14 protein-coding genes and 1 pseudogene are annotated in these 17,337 nt (G+C 52.3%); 6 read left to right on the top strand and 9 right to left on the bottom strand.

Going from position 1 to position 17,337, the window contains the following annotated elements; translation table 11 throughout:
* The first annotated feature begins 1 nt into the window (after window position 1).
* The 6 genes and pseudogenes from rfaH to ACT3TY_RS11030 all read left to right on the top strand — a co-directional run bounded on the left by rfaH (window position 2) and on the right by ACT3TY_RS11030 (window position 5,984).
* On the top strand, window positions 2–547 hold the full coding sequence (gene rfaH, locus ACT3TY_RS11055; protein WP_444628214.1) for a transcription/translation regulatory transformer protein RfaH: 546 nt from the start codon (window positions 2–4) through the stop codon (window positions 545–547).
* Between the two features lie 138 nt (window positions 548–685).
* Window positions 686–2,294, top strand: a pseudogene (locus tag ACT3TY_RS11050) (gamma-glutamyltransferase family protein).
* A 358-nt stretch (window positions 2,295–2,652) separates the two neighbouring features.
* Window positions 2,653–3,048, top strand: coding sequence for a hypothetical protein (locus ACT3TY_RS11045; protein WP_444628212.1), 396 nt, complete (start codon window positions 2,653–2,655; stop codon window positions 3,046–3,048).
* Window positions 3,049–3,368: 320 nt separating this feature from the next.
* A complete protein-coding gene (gdhA, locus tag ACT3TY_RS11040) occupies window positions 3,369–4,721 on the top strand; it encodes an NADP-specific glutamate dehydrogenase (RefSeq protein ID WP_172116194.1) in 1,353 nt (450 codons plus the stop codon).
* Window positions 4,722–4,872: 151 nt separating this feature from the next.
* The gene (gene rnk, locus ACT3TY_RS11035) at window positions 4,873–5,286 is read left to right on the top strand and encodes a nucleoside diphosphate kinase regulator (RefSeq protein WP_193053109.1); all 414 of its coding nucleotides are present in this window, start codon (window positions 4,873–4,875) and stop codon (window positions 5,284–5,286) included.
* Window positions 5,287–5,474: 188 nt separating this feature from the next.
* On the top strand, window positions 5,475–5,984 hold the full coding sequence (locus ACT3TY_RS11030) for an REP-associated tyrosine transposase (RefSeq protein ID WP_444628211.1): 510 nt from the start codon (window positions 5,475–5,477) through the stop codon (window positions 5,982–5,984).
* 566 nt (window positions 5,985–6,550) lie between these two features.
* Here the strand turns inward: ACT3TY_RS11030 and cysQ are convergent.
* The 9 genes from cysQ to ACT3TY_RS10985 form a co-directional block, all read right to left on the bottom strand.
* Window positions 6,551–7,312 (bottom strand): 3'(2'),5'-bisphosphate nucleotidase CysQ, encoded by a 762-nt coding sequence (gene cysQ, locus ACT3TY_RS11025; protein WP_444628210.1) that lies wholly within the window; start codon window positions 7,310–7,312, stop codon window positions 6,551–6,553.
* A gap of 98 nt (window positions 7,313–7,410) precedes the next feature.
* Window positions 7,411–8,265, bottom strand: a complete 855-nt coding sequence (locus ACT3TY_RS11020; RefSeq protein WP_444628208.1) for a UTP--glucose-1-phosphate uridylyltransferase — start codon at window positions 8,263–8,265, stop codon at window positions 7,411–7,413.
* Between the two features lie 24 nt (window positions 8,266–8,289).
* Window positions 8,290–9,963 carry a glucose-6-phosphate isomerase gene (gene pgi, locus ACT3TY_RS11015; RefSeq protein ID WP_444628206.1) on the bottom strand — a complete coding sequence of 558 codons (1,674 nt, stop codon included), beginning with the start codon at window positions 9,961–9,963 and terminating at the stop codon, window positions 8,290–8,292.
* Between the two features lie 141 nt (window positions 9,964–10,104).
* Window positions 10,105–11,676, bottom strand: coding sequence for a phosphoglucomutase (alpha-D-glucose-1,6-bisphosphate-dependent) (pgm, locus tag ACT3TY_RS11010; RefSeq protein ID WP_444628205.1), 1,572 nt, complete (start codon window positions 11,674–11,676; stop codon window positions 10,105–10,107).
* 952 nt (window positions 11,677–12,628) lie between these two features.
* On the bottom strand, window positions 12,629–13,795 hold the full coding sequence (locus ACT3TY_RS11005) for a nucleotide sugar dehydrogenase (protein ID WP_444628204.1): 1,167 nt from the start codon (window positions 13,793–13,795) through the stop codon (window positions 12,629–12,631).
* Between the two features lie 244 nt (window positions 13,796–14,039).
* Complete coding sequence (galE, locus tag ACT3TY_RS11000) at window positions 14,040–15,032, bottom strand: UDP-glucose 4-epimerase GalE (RefSeq protein ID WP_444628203.1); 993 nt, start codon at window positions 15,030–15,032, stop codon at window positions 14,040–14,042.
* Between the two features lie 73 nt (window positions 15,033–15,105).
* Entirely contained in the window at window positions 15,106–15,417 is a 312-nt protein-coding gene (locus ACT3TY_RS10995; RefSeq protein WP_444628201.1) for a tetratricopeptide repeat protein, read from the bottom strand.
* Window positions 15,418–16,062: 645 nt separating this feature from the next.
* Window positions 16,063–16,248, bottom strand: a complete 186-nt coding sequence (locus tag ACT3TY_RS10990) for a hypothetical protein (RefSeq protein ID WP_444628200.1) — start codon at window positions 16,246–16,248, stop codon at window positions 16,063–16,065.
* A 99-nt stretch (window positions 16,249–16,347) separates the two neighbouring features.
* A partial coding sequence (locus ACT3TY_RS10985; protein ID WP_444628199.1) for an ATP-grasp fold amidoligase family protein occupies window positions 16,348–17,337 on the bottom strand: 990 nt, incomplete at its 5' end.

The raw sequence follows: 17,337 nt of genomic DNA, 5'->3' as shown, positions 1-17,337 counted from the left end.
CATGGAACCCACTGACCTAGAGCTAACCACTTCCGAGGCCACCATTGAAGAGCGCGCCCTGCCCAACTGGTACGTTATTCAGTGCAAAGGCAGCGAATCATTCCGCGCGGCCGAACACCTCACTAACCAGGGGTATGAGGTGTTTCATCCGGTACTGAATGTACAGCGCAGGCGCCAAGGCAAGCTTGTCACGGTGAGCGAACCGCTATTTCCCTATTACCTGTTTATTCGTTTAGACCAGATTGTCAGCAATTGGCGCCCTATTCGCTCTACCCGTGGTGTATTACGCCTGCTTACGTTTGGCAATACGCCCATTAGCGTGCCCAATACACTGGTGGAGACGCTTCGCGCCCAACCTCACCGCTTAGAAGGGAGCCATACCTATTTCTGCGCGGGCGAAAAAGTCACCATTACTGACGGCCCCTTTAAAGATCTTGACGCTATATTCGAACGCTGCAAGGGCGAAGAGCGCGCCATTGTGTTGCTGAATGTACTCCAGCGCCCGCAACATCTTAACGTGCCGATTGAACTGTTGCGTAAGCCCTGAAAGGTGAGCCCCCAACGGTTCGCTGCGACCCGCTTCGCCTGATGCGTAATCAGGGCTGTCAGAAGACGTTCATAAGATTATCCTGCTAATGTTGAGCCCTACAGTGGCCTGCTTGGCATATCGCACAAGGATAATCCAATGAACCTCGATCCTCATCACTACCCGGCCGCCTCCCGACGTATGGTGACGTTGGGTAAGCGCGGCATGGTCGCCACCTCCCAAACGCTTGCCGCCCAAGTGGGTGCCGATATTCTGCGTAATGGCGGCAACGCGATTGACGCGGCTATTGCGACAGCCGCCGCACTTACCGTGGTTGAACCCACCTCCAACGGTATTGGCAGCGATGCATTTGCCCTGGTGTGGGTGAAGGATACATTACACGGCCTGAATGCCAGCGGCAGAGCCCCAATGGGGATTAGTATTGATGCCGTGCGAGAGCTTGGCCTGGATGCAATGCCCGCCCACGGACTAACCCCAGTGACCGTACCCGGCGCCCCCGCTGCCTGGGCCACGCTTTCTGAGCGCTTTGGCACGCTTCCCCTTGCGACACTGCTGGCCCCGGCGATCACCCTGGCCGAAGAGGGCTTTGCGGTTTCTCCCGTGGTGAGTCAGCTATGGCAAAAAGCCTTCACCCGTTATAAGCAGTACAACCGCCCAGAGCTTGCCCCCTGGTTTGAACACTTTGCACCACACGGCCATGCCCCCAAAAGCGGGCGACATTTGGCATTCACCCGACATGGCCAACACGCTACGCGCGATAGCTGAAAGCGGTGCCAATGCGTTCTACGAAGGCGAGCTAGCCGATGCCATGGATGATTTTTCGCGCCAGTATGGTGGCTTTCTACGCAAGGAAGACCTTGCAGCCTTCACGCCTGAATGGGTTGACCCTATTAGCACTCGCTATCGCGGTCATGATATCTGGGAAATCCCGCCCAACGGCTGCGGTTTAATCGCGCTACAAGCACTCGGCATGCTGGAAGCACTGGGCGATGAGCCACGCGATGCGGTTGAATCGCTGCATCGCCGCATCGAAGCGACCAAGCTGGGCTATGTGGACGGGCTGCGTTATATCACCGAGCGTGAGGATATGGCGCCAAGCGTCGAACAGATGCTCTCACCGGCCTACTTGGCACAGCGCAGTAAGTTGATCGGAAACGAAGCCATTGACCCCGTACACGGCAATCCACTTCTGGGCGGCACGGTGTACCTCGCAACAGCGGATGACGAAGGCAATATGGTCTCGTTTATCCAAAGCAACTTTGAAGGCTTCGGTTCAGGTATTGTCGTGCCTGGCACCGGTATCAGCCTGCAAAACCGGGGCTGGTCATTCTCGCTTAACGAAGAAGACGCCAACGTATTGCGCCCCGGCAAGCGCACCTACCACACCATTATCCCCGGCTTTATCACCAAGGATAATCAAGCGGTCGGCCCCTTCGGCGTTATGGGCGGTTACATGCAGCCGCAAGGCCATGTACAGGTAGTTACCAGCCTGCTGGAAGACAGGCTCAACCCACAGGCGGCACTGGACCTACCGCGCTGGAAATGGGTAGCAGGCAAAACCCTTGAGGTAGAACCCGGCTTCCCCGATTACCTCGCCCAAGCATTAGAACGGCGCGGGCATCACATTGTCAGGACGAACGATGCGCTGACCTTTGGCCGCGGGCAAATCATCCTACGCAATGCCGCCACCGGCACACTCCAGGGCGGCACCGAACCCCGCACAGACGGCGCCGTCCTGCCCGTATAGCGCCGGTAAACGCCATTACCGCGCCCGACGCCACACCAACATGGCAATTGTAGCGCGCGGTAACGCAGGCGAGGAACGAGCCTGCGGCACCCGCGAAAGGCGGCGCCAGCCGCCCGGATGTGCCGCCTTGGCCTGGAGCCGCCCCCGACCCCGGCAGCGCGGGGCGCTGCTTTGCGGGTGCGCTTCGCTTACACCGCACTACGGTTACAGCACTCTGCATTGATATACGCAGAATTGTAGCGCGTGGTAACGCAGGCGAGGAACGAGCCTACGGCACCCGCGAAAGGCGGCGCCAGCCGCCCGGGTGTGCCGCCCAAGCCTGGAACCGTACCCAACCCCGGCAGCGCGGGGCGCTGCTTTGCGCCGGGCCGCCGCTGCGGGTGCGCTTCGCTTACACCACACTACGGTTACAGCACTCTGCATCGACATACGCAGAATTGTAGCGCGTGGTAACGCAGGCGAGGAACGAGCCTGCGGCACCCGCGAAAGGCGGCGCCAGCCGCCCGGATGCGCCGCCTTGGCCCGGAGCCGCACCCAACACCAACCCCGGCAGCGCGGTGCGCTGCTTTTGCGCCGGGCCGCCGCTGCGGGTGCGCTTCGCTTACCGCGCACTACGGTTGAAGCACTCCGCATTGATATGCGCAGAATTGTAGCGCGTGGTAACGCAGGCGAGGAACGAGCCTGCGGCACCCGCGAAAGGCGGCGCCAGCCGCCCGGATGCGCCGCCTTGGCCTGGAGCCGCACCCAACCCTAACCCCGGCAGCGCGGAGCGCTGCTTTGCGCCGGGCCGCCGCTGCGGGTGCGCTTCGCTTACACCGCACTACGATTGAGCCTCACCAACATGGCGATGATGGCTGGCGATATGCACCGCATTACGTTTAAATACCGTTTAACTGACTTTGTTAACATTCTGCTTTTCTAAGCAAAACACTGCGACTTTGGTCTAAATTCCACTATTTTTTTACTCATTCCGAAACGACATAGGGTATGCAAGAAAGCGCATCCCTCGTTTAATGTCCCTCAAATAGCTGACCAGCTAACAACGTCTTTAGTAATTACACATGGTATTTTTTCATGCCCTACGTTCACGATACGCTGTCCCGTTTAAAGCTTAGCAGCCCCGCTCAGGTTGAATTTTATCAAGCGGCAGAAGAAGTATTAGAGTGCTTGCGCCCTCTGTTTGAGCGCCAGCCGCACTACCTACAGCACAGCATTATTGAACGTATGGTCGAACCAGAGCGCCAAATCATGTTCCGCGTTTGCTGGTTAGATGATGCTGGCCGCGTACAGGTCAACAAAGGCTATCGTATTCAGTTCAACTCAGCCCTTGGGCCCTACAAAGGCGGCTTACGCTTTCACCCAAGCGTTACGGCAGGCACCATCAAGTTTTTAGGGTTTGAGCAAATTTTCAAAAACGCCTTAACCGGACTGCCTATCGGCGGCGGCAAGGGCGGCTCTGACTTCGATCCCAAAGGCAAGTCAGACAACGAAATCATGCGCTTTTGCCAAGCCTTCATGTCAGAGCTTTACCGCCACATCGGTCCTACTCGCGATGTGCCAGCTGGCGACATTGGGGTTGGCGCGCGTGAAATTGGCTATATGTATGGGCAGTACAAACGCCTGACAGGTCGCTATGAAGGCGTATTAACCGGCAAAGGCCTAAACTGGGGCGGTTCGCTCGGGCGTAAGGAAGCCACTGGATACGGCGCTGTTTATTTCGCGCAAAACATGCTGGCGGCCCGCGGCGAGACCCTGGAAGGCAAAACCTGCCTGGTATCTGGCGCGGGGAACGTATCCATTTACACCATCGAAAAACTGTATGAGCTGGGCGCCACCCCCATCACCTGTAGCGACTCACGCGGCACAGTCCACGATCCAAAGGGCATCGACCTTGGGCTTCTTAAGCAGCTTAAAGAAGTTAAACGGGTATCGCTTGAAGAGTACCTAAGCGAGCACCCTGACGCGCACTACATTAGCGCACGGGATTATCCGCAAGGTGGGCATGCGGTTTGGCACATTCAGGCAGACGCCGCTTTCCCCTGTGCCACCCAAAACGAGCTAACCGAGCTTGATGCCAAAACGCTTCTCGCCAATCAGGTTACCTGTGTGAGCGAAGGCGCCAACATGCCTTCGACCACCGAGGCTGTTGACTGCTTCCTGGCCGCTAAAATTGCCTATGGCCCAGGTAAAGCCGCTAATGCCGGCGGCGTGGCGACAAGCCAGCTGGAGATGGCGCAGAACAGCAGCATGGAGCAGTGGCCCTTGGAAAAAGTTGACCAAAAACTCAAAGAGATAATGGCCAATATTTTCCAACAGTGCGCCACCACGGCGGAAGAGTTTGGCGACCCCACCAACCTGGTACTGGGCGCTAATATTGCCGGGTTCAGAAAGGTGGCGGATGCCATGATTGAGCAAGGAGTAATGTAATCGCCTTCCTCTGCTAGATCGCTTACACTGGTCATGGCAAACAGTCCTCCCTTTTCAGGGAGGACTGTTTTTATTGACAGCTATAAAATCGTTTATTTACTGTTAAATAAAAGTATCCGATTGATTTCAATGCTTTCCAAGGAGAGTGACCATGGGACAACGTCCTCCCATTACTATTAACCGTCTTGATGCAGAGCGCTTGCAGCGCTTGATTGATAACGCTACGGATAAAGAGCTTGCCGTGGCCACACTGCTTGAGGAAGAGCTATCCCGCGGGGAAGTGATTGATCCCCAGGAAATCCCCGACAACGTGGTCAGCATGAACAGCCAAATCCGCTTCACTGACTTAACCCGTGGGCGCCAAATGGTGCGTACACTGGTTTACCCCCATGCACTCAGCACGGTTGAGGACGGCATTTCGGTAATGGCACCCATTGGCGCGGGCCTTATCGGCCTTAAAGTAGGCGATATTATTGATTGGCCTTTACCCAATAACTCCGAAGTCCGCCTGCGTATCGACGCCATCTTGTGGCAGCCCGAACGCGAACAGCAGCACCATCGTTAATAACGCTCCAACCGCCTTTTGGCACCATCGCGGGCGCGCCCAAAGCCCTGCCGCGCACTACATTCAAACCTTGTAATGTGGCGTAAGCGTTAGCGCACCCGCGAGCAAAGTGCTCTCAAGATGACATACACCTCATAAGCCATTAACCTTACTTCGTAATATTTATAATATTTTAAAGGAAGGCAGTAATGGCAATCTATCGGCGAGCCTACGTGCCCGGAGGCAGCTATTTCTTTACGGTCGTGACCCATTCACGCCAGCTGCTGCTCGCCGATCAACTCAATATTAATGCGCTTGGGAGAGCTTTTCGTCGAGTGCGCGAGGAGCAACCTTTCGTGATGGAGGCGTTTGTACTTCTCCCCGATCACCTCCACTGCCTTTGGACCCTCCCGGAAGATGATTCTGATTACTCTTCTCGTTGGAGAGATATCAAAAAGTATGCATCGAAAGATTTCCTCCTTCCCCCCGGCAACCCAAACACTTGGCAACGAGGTTTTTGGGAGCACGTTATTCGGGACGAAAACGACTGGCAGCGGCATATTGATTACATTCACTACAACCCGGTGAAACACGGCTGGAGCAAAGCACCTCGCGATTGGAAGTGGTCAAGCTTCCATCAATACGTAAAAAAAGGGTGGTACGAAAGCGACTGGGGTTCAGAACGCACTCCCGACGTTTCCACAATGGACTGGGAATAACAGCCTGTGAGTAGTATCTATTGCCGCACCCAACCCCGGCAGCGCGGTGCGCTGCTTTTGCGGGTGCGCTTCGCTTACACCGCACTACATGAACCTCTCCGTACCAATATAGCAAATCGTAGCGCGCGGTAACGCAGGCGAGGAACGAGCCTGCGGCACCCGCGAAAGGCGGCGCCAGCCGCCCGGATGTGCCACCCAGGCCTGGAACCGCACCCAACCCCGGCAGCGCGGTGCGCTGCTTTGCGCCGGGCCGCCGCTGCGGGTGCGCTTCGCTTACACCGCACTACGATTGAAGCACTCCGCATCGATATGCGTTGAATCGTAGCGCGCGGTAACGCGGGCGAGGAACGAGCCGGCGGCACCCGCGGAAGGCGGCGCCAGCCGCCCGGATGTGCTGCCCTAGCTGGAACCGCACCCAACCCCGGCAGCGCCGGTGCGCTGCTTTGCGGGTGCGCTTCGCTTACACCGCACTACGGTTGCGTCACATCGAGACAGGATGAATTACCGCGCCCGATGGTTAAACCACGCCTCTATGCATCATTTACGTGGTGGCGGCGTTTTTCTCGCTAATACCCCCAAACAACAAAATCCGGGTTGAGGGTTTCGTTGGGGTTGGCATAACAAAGCGGGGTGCCGTCCAGGGTTACTACTCGTCCACCCGCTTGTTCGACGACCGCTTGAGCGGCGGCGGTGTCCCATAGGCTGGTGGGGCCGAGGCGTGGATATACATCGGCACTGCCTTCGGCGATGATGCCAAATTTCAACGAGCTGCCCATGGGCCTTGTCTCGTGGGGGCCTAGCTGCTTTAACCAATCTTCCAGATAGGGGCTGGCATGGGAACGACTCCCCATTACGCGCCACGGGGTACCTTCTTTTGGCCTACCGGAAACATGAATAGCGACTCGCTGCCCGTACTTATCAATCTTAAACGCCCCTACACCGTTAGCTGCGATATACGCCACGTTGAATACCGGTGCCAGCACAACGCCCAATACAGGCTTGCCGTTCTCGATGAGGGCGATATTCACCGTGAACTCATCATTACGCTTTACAAACTCTTTCGTGCCATCCAACGGGTCCACCAGCCAATAGCGCCCGCAGGCATCCGGCCCGGTGAACACCTCGTCCCCTTCTTCTGAAAGAATGGGGATCCGCTCTGGAAGCGCTTTCAGCTTGTCTAAAATAATCTGGTTTGCCGCGTTATCGGCGGCGGTGACGGGGCTGTTATCCGCTTTAATCGCTACATCGAACGGTTGAGCGTAAACACGTAAAATAGCATCGCCCGCCTCACGAGCAATCGCACATACTTCTGTTAACAATTCATTCATACCGCCCCCTTGTCTGCTACATCGTTTTAACCCGCACCCTAAAACATAAAAGCCGCCAAAAATGGCGGCTTACGATGCAAACATATAGGCGTGCTAACTTACAGGCTATAGCCCGCTTCACGGGCAAGCGTGTTATTCGCTTGCAGCCAGCCTTCAATATGGCCGCAATCGAAGGTGCGCCCTTGCATTCGGAACGCCTGGACCTGCTGGCCTTCCTGCATTAAGCGATCAATGGCATCCGTCAACTGAATTTCATTACCAGCGCCAGGCGGCTGGTCGCGTAAAAGCTCCATAATCCGATACGGCAGAATGTACCGGCCAATGACCGACAACCGTGAAGGCGCGTCTTCGGGCTTGGGTTTCTCGACCACGCCACGCATATCCGCGCTTTCACCGGCACTGGGCTCATCGCAGTCAACAATACCATAACGATCAACGTCTTCCTGGGGCACGGCTTCCACCATAATTTGCCCGGCGTTGCTGGCACCCCAAAGCTCCACCATACGACCCAAATCACAGGTATTACTACTTGGCTGGGGCTTTACCAACACATCCGGAAGGATAACCGCAAACGGCTCATCCTTACCCAGTAAATGCGCGGCACAAAAAACCGCATGTCCCAAGCCCTTGGCGTTTGCCTGGCGCACGCTGGTAATTTTAAGCTCTGGCGGGGCAATGGCTGCAAGCGTTGCCAGCAATGCATCTTTCCCCTTACTGGCCAGTGCGTCCTCAAGCTCAACATGGGCATCAAAGTGGTCTTCAATCGCCGATTTACCTGAACGTGTCACCAGGATAATTTCATTAATGCCAGCTGCCAATGCTTCCTCTATGACGTGCTGAATTAAGGGGCGATCCACAACGGGCACCATTTCCTTAGGAATTGCCTTACTTATGGGCAACAACCGCGTACCAAAACCGGCGACGGGGATAATCGCTTTGCGCACCTGGCTCATTACTGATTTCCTTGTTTCATAATATTACTGGCGCCACTCATTAATCTTACACAGCAGCTGTTGTGTACCGGGGTCTTTCACATTGTTATGTTCGGGAGACATACCTGCAAGCATTTCATAGAGACTCGTCGCCAATTGCTTGCCAAGCTCTACCCCGGGCTGATCAAAAGGGTTCAGGTTCCAAAGCACTGATTGTACAAACACCTTGTGTTCATAAAGTGCCAGTAACGCTCCCAAGCTCCATGCATCCAACTCTTTTATCAGTATGAGCGAATTAGGATGGTTCCCACGATAGCCCTGTGCCAAGTGGCCACGCAACGATGGCGGAATAGCATCATCGCCCAATGCGAAAAGCTGCGATTGTGCCAAGCAGTTTGCAAGCGTTAGCTGTTCCTGTGCACATAGCGCCCTGCTTACCTCGCCGGTTGCCATTTCATCACGCTTGGTAACTGCCACGAAATCAGCACTCACCGTATGTCCGCCCTGGTGCAGCAACTGATAAAAGGCATGCTGTGCGTTAGGCCCCACATCACCCCAAAGGATCGGACACGTGGCGTGGTTAACAGAGCGGCCATCCAAACCAACGCTCTTACCATTAGACTCCATCTCAAGCTGCTGTAAATAAGCGGATAAACTTTTCAACCGACCATCATAAGACAGCACCGCATGCGTCGGTATATTCAGAAACTGAGAGTTCCAAGCACCCACTAGCGCAAGCAAAGCAGGTAAATTTTCGTCAAGTGGCGCATCCAGAAAGTGCTGATCCATCGCATGGGCACCCGCCAAGAGTGTATTAAACTGCTCCATACCTAGCTGTAGGGCGAGACTGACTCCAATGGGTGACCATAGTGAAAAACGTCCGCCAATCCACTCTTTAAGCACCAGCTGATGTGCTTCAGGGATACCAAACGCTGTCATCTTTTCTGGTTTGCCTGAAACGCCAATTAGCTGATAACGACGAATCGTGGCTACATCGATTTCCAATGCTTCGCTGAGCCAGGCAAGCGCTGTGCGTACATTGAACTGGGTATCTGTCGTCGTGAATGACTTCGAGGCAAGCACCAACAGTGTGGTTGCAGGATTTAGCCGCTCCATCAGCGGTAGCAGTTGAGTACCATCCATGGTTGAAACATAGTGGACGCTTACTTTTTCGTGGCTTGGTCGGTCAGCTAACGCTTCACTGATCAATTTTGGGCCTAAATCCGAGCCACCTACACCAATATGTACCACATCCGTAATAGTCTGGCCCGTTGCGCCAAACCATCGCCCCTCATGGACACATGCCACCATATCAGCCAAGCGAGCGTGCTGCTGCTGGCAGAAAGTGACCGCTGACTCCATACCGCCAGGTGGCGTTTTGGCGCTTGGCCAGCGGGCCGCCATATGCAGCGCTGCACGACGTTCAGAGATATTCACCTTTTTACCTGCAAATAAGGCTGAACGCTTTGCTTCAACACCCGCGTTATACGCCCAAGCCACCAACAGCTTAAGAGTGTGTGGCGTTATTCGCTGTTTACTGAAATCCACATGCAGCGTACCAAATGTAAAGGCTAACGCACTTGCCCGCTGCTGGGCAGAAGAAGAATCACCGCCCAGAAGATCGCTCAAGGATTGCGCCTGCAACTGCTCAGCATGGGTATAGAGTTCATTGACCGGCGTATAGGCGTGCGCAGTGCGAGATAACGCAGATAGATCCATTATTTCTTCCTTGAAAATAAAAGCCACCCAGCTCAACAGAGGGGTTGAAACCACTGCCAAGCCAGCGTCCATTACGATTACTTAGTTATTAACCAAAGGGCGGCGCAAACCGCCTTAAGGGCGCTCTTATAGCGCTATGCGCTACAAAATGCTTGATAGCATCGTAGTAGCGCTTTCAATCAACTCATCCACATGCTCAGGGCCTTTGAAGCTTTCAGCATATACCTTGTAGAGCGATTCCGTGCCGCTGGGGCGTGCAGCGAACCAGCCGTTTTCGGTGGCCACCTTGATACCCCCAATGCTCGCCCCATTACCGGGCGCTGTCACCAGCACAGCGGTAATCGCCTCTCCTGCCAGTGTTTGTGCCGTCACGCTGTCACTGTTCAGCTTTTTGAAAGCCGCTTTTTCTTCAGGCGTGCAAGCGGTATCAACCCGTTTATAGCAAGGCTCACCAAAGCGCTGGGTCAACTCGCGGTAGTAAACGCTTGGTGTCTTTCCGGTAACGGCCAAGATCTCCGCTGCCAACAAGCACAGCGCAATACCGTCTTTATCGGTTGACCATGCTGCCCCATCGCGGGTTAGCAGGCTGGCGCCAGCACTTTCTTCGCCACCAAAAGCCAACCACCCTTTATGTAGGCCTTCGACAAACCACTTAAATCCAACCGGTACTTCATAAAGCTCACGATTATGCGATGCCACCACCCGGTCGATCATGGAAGATGATACCAGCGTCTTACCAATTTTTAGCGACGCCGCCCACTCAGGCCGATGCGTCATCAGGTAATCAATACACACCGCTAAAAAGTGGTTCGGGTTCATCAAGCCATTGGCATCCACAATACCGTGGCGGTCGGCATCCGGGTCGTTGCCAAAGGCGATATCGAAGCGGTCTTTCACCGTTAACAGATTCGCCATTGCCGCCGAGCTTGAGCAATCCATACGGGTTTTACCGTCATGGTCGGGCGGCATAAACGCAAAGGACGCATCCACCTGGGTATTGACCACCTCCAGTGTCAGCGCATAGTGCTTTGCAACCGCCTGCCATACGGGCAGCGCAGTGCCGCCCATCGGGTCGGCCCCCAAGCGCAGGCCTGCCCGCTGAATAGCCTGCATGTCGATAACGCTGTTCAGGCCTGCCACATAATGAGCGGTAAAATCGTACTCTTGCACATGGGCAAGTGCTTCTTCTAGAGAAACAAGCGGCACATCGTCCAGTTCGCGCAGCAGGTACGCGTTGGCACGTAACTCAATCCACGATGTCACGTCGGTATCCGCCGGACCACCGTGGGCGGGGTTGTACTTAATACCACCATCTTCAGGCGGATTATGCGACGGCGTAATAATCAAACCATCGGCCAACGCTGTGTTGGAGGTGTTGTGTTGCAAAATGGCGTGGCTAACCAACGGCGTCGCGGTATAGCCGTGGTCTTTTTCAATCAATACCGGTACGTCGTTAGCGACCAATACCTGCAGTGCACGCTCCCAGGCTGGCCTGGAAAGCGCGTGGGTATCGAAGCCTAGAAACAGCGGGCCTTGGTAGCCCACCTCACGCCGAAAATCCACCACGGCTTGAGTAATAGCAGTAATATGCGCAGCGTTAAAGGTACGCTCACCTGCGCGGCCACGGTGGCCAGAAGTACCAAAGGTTACGCGTTCTTTAGCAACATTAGCATCGGGCATTTCGTCAAAAAATGCATTTATGATCGCTTCCATACAAACATCTTCCTAATCAGCTTAATCGTTGCTCTGCCGAGCCAGCCAAAACATGACGGTCTGTTCCAAGTCACCCATATATTGTGAGGCGCCAGGACATGGTACCCAACACCAACCCCGGCGGTGCGCTGCTTTGCGCCGGGCCGCCGCTGCGGGTGCGCTTCGCTTACACCGCACTACATGAACCACTCCGCATCGATATAGCAAATCGTAGCGCGCGGTAACACGGGCGAGGAACGAGCCTGCAGCACCCGCGAAAGGCGGCGTCAGCCGCCCATGCATGGGCAAACAACTCCAGCCTTGGCAGCGCGGTGCGCTGCTTTGCGGGTGCGCTTCGCTTACACCGCACTACATGAACCACTCCGCATCGATACAGCAAACCGTAGCGCGTGGTAACGCAGGCGAGGAACGAGCCTGCGGCACCCGCGAGAGGCGGCGACTGCCGCCCATGCATGGACAACCATCCCCAACTCCGGCAGCGCTGTGCGCTGCTTTTGCGGGTGCGCTTCGCTTACACCGCACTACATGAACCACTCCGCACCGATATAGCAAATCGTAGCGTGCGGTAACGCGGGCGAGGAACGAGCCTGCGGCACCCGCGAGAGGCGGCGCCAGCTGCCTAGGCATGGCAACCAACACCAGCCCCGGCAGCGCGATGCGCTGCTTTGCGGGTGCGCTCCGCTTACACCGCACTACATGAACCACTCCGCATTGATACAGCAAACACACCGCACTACATGAACCATTTAGCATCGATATAGTAAATCGTAGCGCGCGGTAACAAAGGCGAGGAACGAGCCTGCGGCACCCGCGAAAGGCGGCGCCAGCCGCCCGGGTATTGGTAACCATCCCCACCCCCGGCAGCGCGGTGCGCTGCTTTGCGCCGGGCCGCCGCTGCGGGTGCGCTTCGCTTACACCGCACTACGATTGAACCACTCCGCATGATATACGCTTAATCGCTGCCAAACAGGTCGCGGGTATATACCTTGGCTTCAACATCCTGAAGCTCTGGCACCATGCGATTTGCTAAAATAACATCGCACTTCTCTTTAAACGCCGCTAAATCACGCATAACGGTTGAACCGAAGAACCTGTCTTCTTGTAATACCGGTTCATAAACGACCACTTCTATACCTTTCGCCTTAATGCGCTTCATCACGCCCTGCATGGCACTGGCGCGAAAGTTATCCGACCCTGTTTTCATAATCAGGCGATACACACCAACCACAGAAGGATTACGACGCAGTACCGACTCCGCAATAAAATCTTTGCGCGTACGGTTGGCATCTACAATCGCCTGAACCATGTTACTCGGCACATCGGCGTAGTTCGCTAGCAGTTGCTTAGTATCCTTGGGCAGACAGTAACCGCCATAGCCAAAGCTTGGGTTGTTGTAGTGGCTACCTATACGCGGGTCCAGGCCAACGCCCTGAATAATCTGCTTGGTGTCCAGCCCTTGGGATTCTGCATAGCTGTCCAGCTCATTAAAGTACGCGACCCTCATGGCAAGGTAGGTATTAGCAAACAACTTGATCGCCTCGGCTTCCGTGCTGTTAGTCAGTAATACTTCAATATGCTCAGCCGCCGCCCCCTGCTTTAAAAGCGCAGCAAAGGTTTCGCCACGCTCGGAACACTCCCCCACAATAATGCGGGAAGGATATAGGTTGTCATAAAGCGCTTTGCCTTCACGCAAAAACTCCGGCGAAAAAATAAGGTTTTGCGTATTAAAGCGCGCCGATGCCCCCTTGGTGTAACCCACGGGCACCGTGGACTTAATCACCATGACGGCCTGGGGGTTAATACGCATCACCTGCTCAATCACTGCTTCAACACTTTGCGTATTAAAATAATTGGTTTGAGCGTCGTAATCGGTAGGAGTAGCGATAATAACAAACTGCGCATCCGCATAGGCCTGCTCAGCATCCAGCGTGGCTGAAAAACGCAGATCGTCACGCTGCAAGAACGCTGTTATTTCAGCGTCTTCAATCGGAGAGTGGCGATTATTCAGTAACTCAACCTTTTCAGGCACAATATCTACCGCAACCACGTCGTGATGCTGTGCCAACAGCATGGCATTGGAAAGCCCCACATAGCCCGTACCGGCAACGGCAATTTTCATTATCATCGATTCCTAAAACTGAGCTTAAGCGCCGCTTCTGGCTAACCCAAGGGAGCACGATGCTCCTACTTCTTACACTTAAATCAGGGCCGTACTAAAGGGCTTAACACGATGTAATAAGCAAAAGATAGAAAATTAGCCCTTATAGAGAAAGGCTAATGACAAAAAAACAACATAAAACAGCTCACAAGTGGCGAATGCCAACTATTTTTCACCATATTAAGTGCAAAAACAGAGCATTAGGTTACATCTTTGCTAGTTTCTTTTCCCATGCCCACGCATGCTGAATAATGGTAGTAAGGTCAGCGTATTCAGGTAACCAGCCAAGTTCCTGTTTTGCTCTAGAAGCATCAGCTACCAACTTGGCAGGATCACCCACCCGACGCTGTCCTTCTTCAATGATTAGATGGCAACCATCTTGCAGAACTACCTCTTTCACTGCATCAATCACTGCTTGTACGGAGTAACCAAGGCCGTTGCCCAGGTTAAATCCTAACGCGCCCGATTTCTCTCCGCTTACCAAGGCTTGCAGTGCCAAGGCATGCGCCGAGCATAAGTCCTCAATGTGGATATAGTCACGAATACAGGTGCCATCTTCGGTTGGGTAATCTCGCCCAAAAACCGTGATGCTCTCGCGCCGCCCAGAAGCCGCTTGTAGGATTAATGGAATTAAGTGAGTTTCCGGATCGTGGCACTCCCCGATTTCCCCTTCCGGGTCCGCACCGCAGGCATTGAAGTAACGCAGGGAAACCGAGTTAAGCCCATAGGCTGTGGCGTAATCCTGCAATGCCCGCTCTACCATTAACTTGCTGGCACCGTAAGGGTTAATGGGCGCTTGCGGATGCGCTTCATCTATCGGCGTGTATTCCGGCTCGCCAAAGGTAGCGGCGGTGGAAGAGAAAATGAAATGGCGCACATGGTGGCGTACCATTACATCCAACAAGTTCAGCGTATTGGAAACATTGTTACGGTAATATTTGCCAGGGTCATTTACCGACTCACCTACCAGGCTACATGCCGCAAAGTGCATGACGGCATCGAATTGGTGCTCACAGAATAGCCGTTCAAGTAAGGGGGTATCTGCCAAATCCCCCACCACTAACTGACCGTAGCAGGCGAGTTCACGAAAACCCGTGCTCAGGTTATCAAGAACTACCACCTGATTACCGGCTTTCGAGAGTTGCTTGAGCATATGGGAGCCGATATAGCCTGCTCCACCAATGATTAGAATATTCATTTCACATCTCTATAAATTAGCACAATGCATTTCACACCGAGAACAAAATCCAGCTAGATACATAAAAAAGATACTATCCTATGCTTAAAACAACCTCTAAGCGCTTTGGAGCGACAACAGCATTAGGAGAAATCTCTATAGTTTTTCTCATTGCCTCAGCAGCTTCTTTTAGTTGTCCATTTTCGAATAGCCATCCCCCAACCCTAACATGATATTCCGGCCTCAGAGGCTTTAAGGAAATAGTCTTTATCATCATATCTACAGCACGATAAAACTCATTATGCGCCGCATAAACATGACTCAATCTAACATAAAAATTAGAAACTTCTGGCTCAAATTGAACAGCGTCACCAAAAGCATTTTCAGCACCCTTAAAATCACTCAACTTTTACAATTTCTCTCCAAGCTTAGCATGGAGCCTTGCTAGAGAAGGCTTTTTGATATTGCATTTTTTAATTCTGAAGCTACCTCCTTGTACCTTCTTTTCTTTTCCATATACACTGCATTTCGTTCATATGGATAATGCGTATTTAAAACTTCATCTTCCATAACCTTATAAAAATTGCACAAAAGAATTCACCAAACAACACCTCTCGAACCAAACGCTTCAATTTATATGTATCATTCAGGAAAAAGGAACAGGGATGCCCGCCATACTCACATGGAATCAACGTGGCTTTTGTTTCTTTTTTAATCATCTCCGCATGAGATACATCATCCCTAGGATTACAAAAGAAAACATATCCACGTGGAGACCGGCACGCACCAGTTTTGATAAAGTTGTATAAAAACTGTACGTTATCAAAGTCTCCTCTTCAACGATTCCCTCCTATAGAATTACTAGGTGACACATCAAAAGAGGAGAAATTACAACAAAACAGTCCGCATTTAACATTGGAGAAAAATTTATTGCTGCAAATACCCCATGCTAACTCTATATGTTACAACTCTACAACCTGTTGATTGTTGACTAACTCTATAGCATCCATCACCCTTGGAGTTTAGCACCAATGATTTTTATTATGACGCACTATAAACTCATCAGCCCCTTTGGCAAAAAACGCCCCTTACCAAACCCAAGACTAAAAGAGTGTTTTTTACCAAGAGTCAAATATTGATTTCTAGGTTCAAAGGTTACTATTGATACAGAATGCCCCTTATCACAAACATCCAAAGAAAGGTCTTTTCCTTTAAGCATGGTTTTATGTGTATTCATAAAAAGCCTCGAAATACGCGACGAATTTTAACAAAATCTCGCCGCGCAAAAGTCAAGGCCAGCAAAAGAATCATACATACCTCTTGCCGACATTATTTATCAAATAAACCTTTTTTCTGGAAGAACAAATGCCTCACCAAACTTATAATCCCATTCGGTAGGATTAAATCTACCAGTACCGCTACCTGTATAAAAGGTTAATTCCTCGATCAGCAAATTACTTTCCGTTTGGCAAAGATCTACCCTAACATGGGGAAAAGGCTTAGATAGCGTTCTACAAAGCTCTACCATTTCGTCAAAATTACTCGGCTTTTCTATCGGGTCTTTCGAATTCCTTGCATGCCGAGTAAACGGTAGTAGATTCCAATCCATATCATAATAATTATGAGAATTTGCGACACCAGGTGAACTGTCTGTCGCAACATAAAAATATACTGGCTCACCATTAAAACAGAAAAACTTATACTCACGGGTCTTATTTTCAATAAAAACTTCAGCTATAATTTTGGGCTTAATATTTTTATACCCCCAGTCAAATGTATGATAATACACGTTCTCCCAAGGCTGTATCCATGTATTCAACTTGAATCTAACCTCATCAAGATTCAATTTTTTCTTATCCCTTACAAGAAGAACATGACGGCTTCCACTCCCCCAATTTGATTTCAACACAAACTTGTTTGGCAATTTCTCAAAATCTATTTCCCTTGCATTATCCCACACTCCTAATAATGGTGTTACGTACCGTTCTCCAACCAAGCCTGCCACATGATCTTTAAATTCGTACTTATCAATACATTTTGTAATTAATGGGTCTTGATAATACAACTTATACCACTGCGTCTTCTCATTGAAAGATTTAGGATTATCAATATTGGGAAAGTACTTCAAACCCCGCATACACTGTTTCTCAATAAACCATTTTTTTTGCTCTATATCAAAATCACGATCAACAATGTATGTGAACATTCTCAAGGAATCATAAAACGGTGGCCGTGATTTAGGGAGAGGGGGTTGGGTAGGTCTATCTTTAAGTTCCTTAATATCAGGAAGGGTTAACTGCTTTAGTTTATTTATCCGGCCATCTAG

Origin of the sequence: Halomonas sp. AOP22-C1-8, assembly GCF_052378905.1 — a bacterium.
Classification (GTDB): Bacteria; Pseudomonadota; Gammaproteobacteria; order Pseudomonadales; family Halomonadaceae; genus Vreelandella; species Vreelandella citrativorans.
The sequence above is the reverse complement of the archived record's forward strand: the minus strand, read 5'-3'. Positions and strand labels throughout refer to the sequence as shown.

Bases quoted from the DNA above. Each gene is read 5' to 3' on its own strand.
- ACT3TY_RS11005 (WP_444628204.1), bottom strand. From the start codon at position 13,795: ATGAAAATTGCCGTTGCCGGTACGGGCTATGTGGGGCTTTCCAATGCC.
- pgm (WP_444628205.1), bottom strand. From the start codon at position 11,676: ATGGAAGCGATCATAAATGCATTTTTTGACGAAATGCCCGATGCTAAT.
- galE (WP_444628203.1), bottom strand. From the start codon at position 15,032: ATGAATATTCTAATCATTGGTGGAGCAGGCTATATCGGCTCCCATATG.
- ACT3TY_RS11020 (WP_444628208.1), bottom strand. From the start codon at position 8,265: ATGAGCCAGGTGCGCAAAGCGATTATCCCCGTCGCCGGTTTTGGTACG.
- cysQ (WP_444628210.1), bottom strand. From the start codon at position 7,312: ATGAATGAATTGTTAACAGAAGTATGTGCGATTGCTCGTGAGGCGGGC.
- rfaH (WP_444628214.1), top strand. From the start codon at position 2: ATGGAACCCACTGACCTAGAGCTAACCACTTCCGAGGCCACCATTGAA.
- pgi (WP_444628206.1), bottom strand. From the start codon at position 9,963: ATGGATCTATCTGCGTTATCTCGCACTGCGCACGCCTATACGCCGGTC.
- ACT3TY_RS10990 (WP_444628200.1), bottom strand. From the start codon at position 16,248: ATGAATACACATAAAACCATGCTTAAAGGAAAAGACCTTTCTTTGGAT.
- ACT3TY_RS11030 (WP_444628211.1), top strand. From the start codon at position 5,475: ATGGCAATCTATCGGCGAGCCTACGTGCCCGGAGGCAGCTATTTCTTT.
- gdhA (WP_172116194.1), top strand. From the start codon at position 3,369: ATGCCCTACGTTCACGATACGCTGTCCCGTTTAAAGCTTAGCAGCCCC.
- rnk (WP_193053109.1), top strand. From the start codon at position 4,873: ATGGGACAACGTCCTCCCATTACTATTAACCGTCTTGATGCAGAGCGC.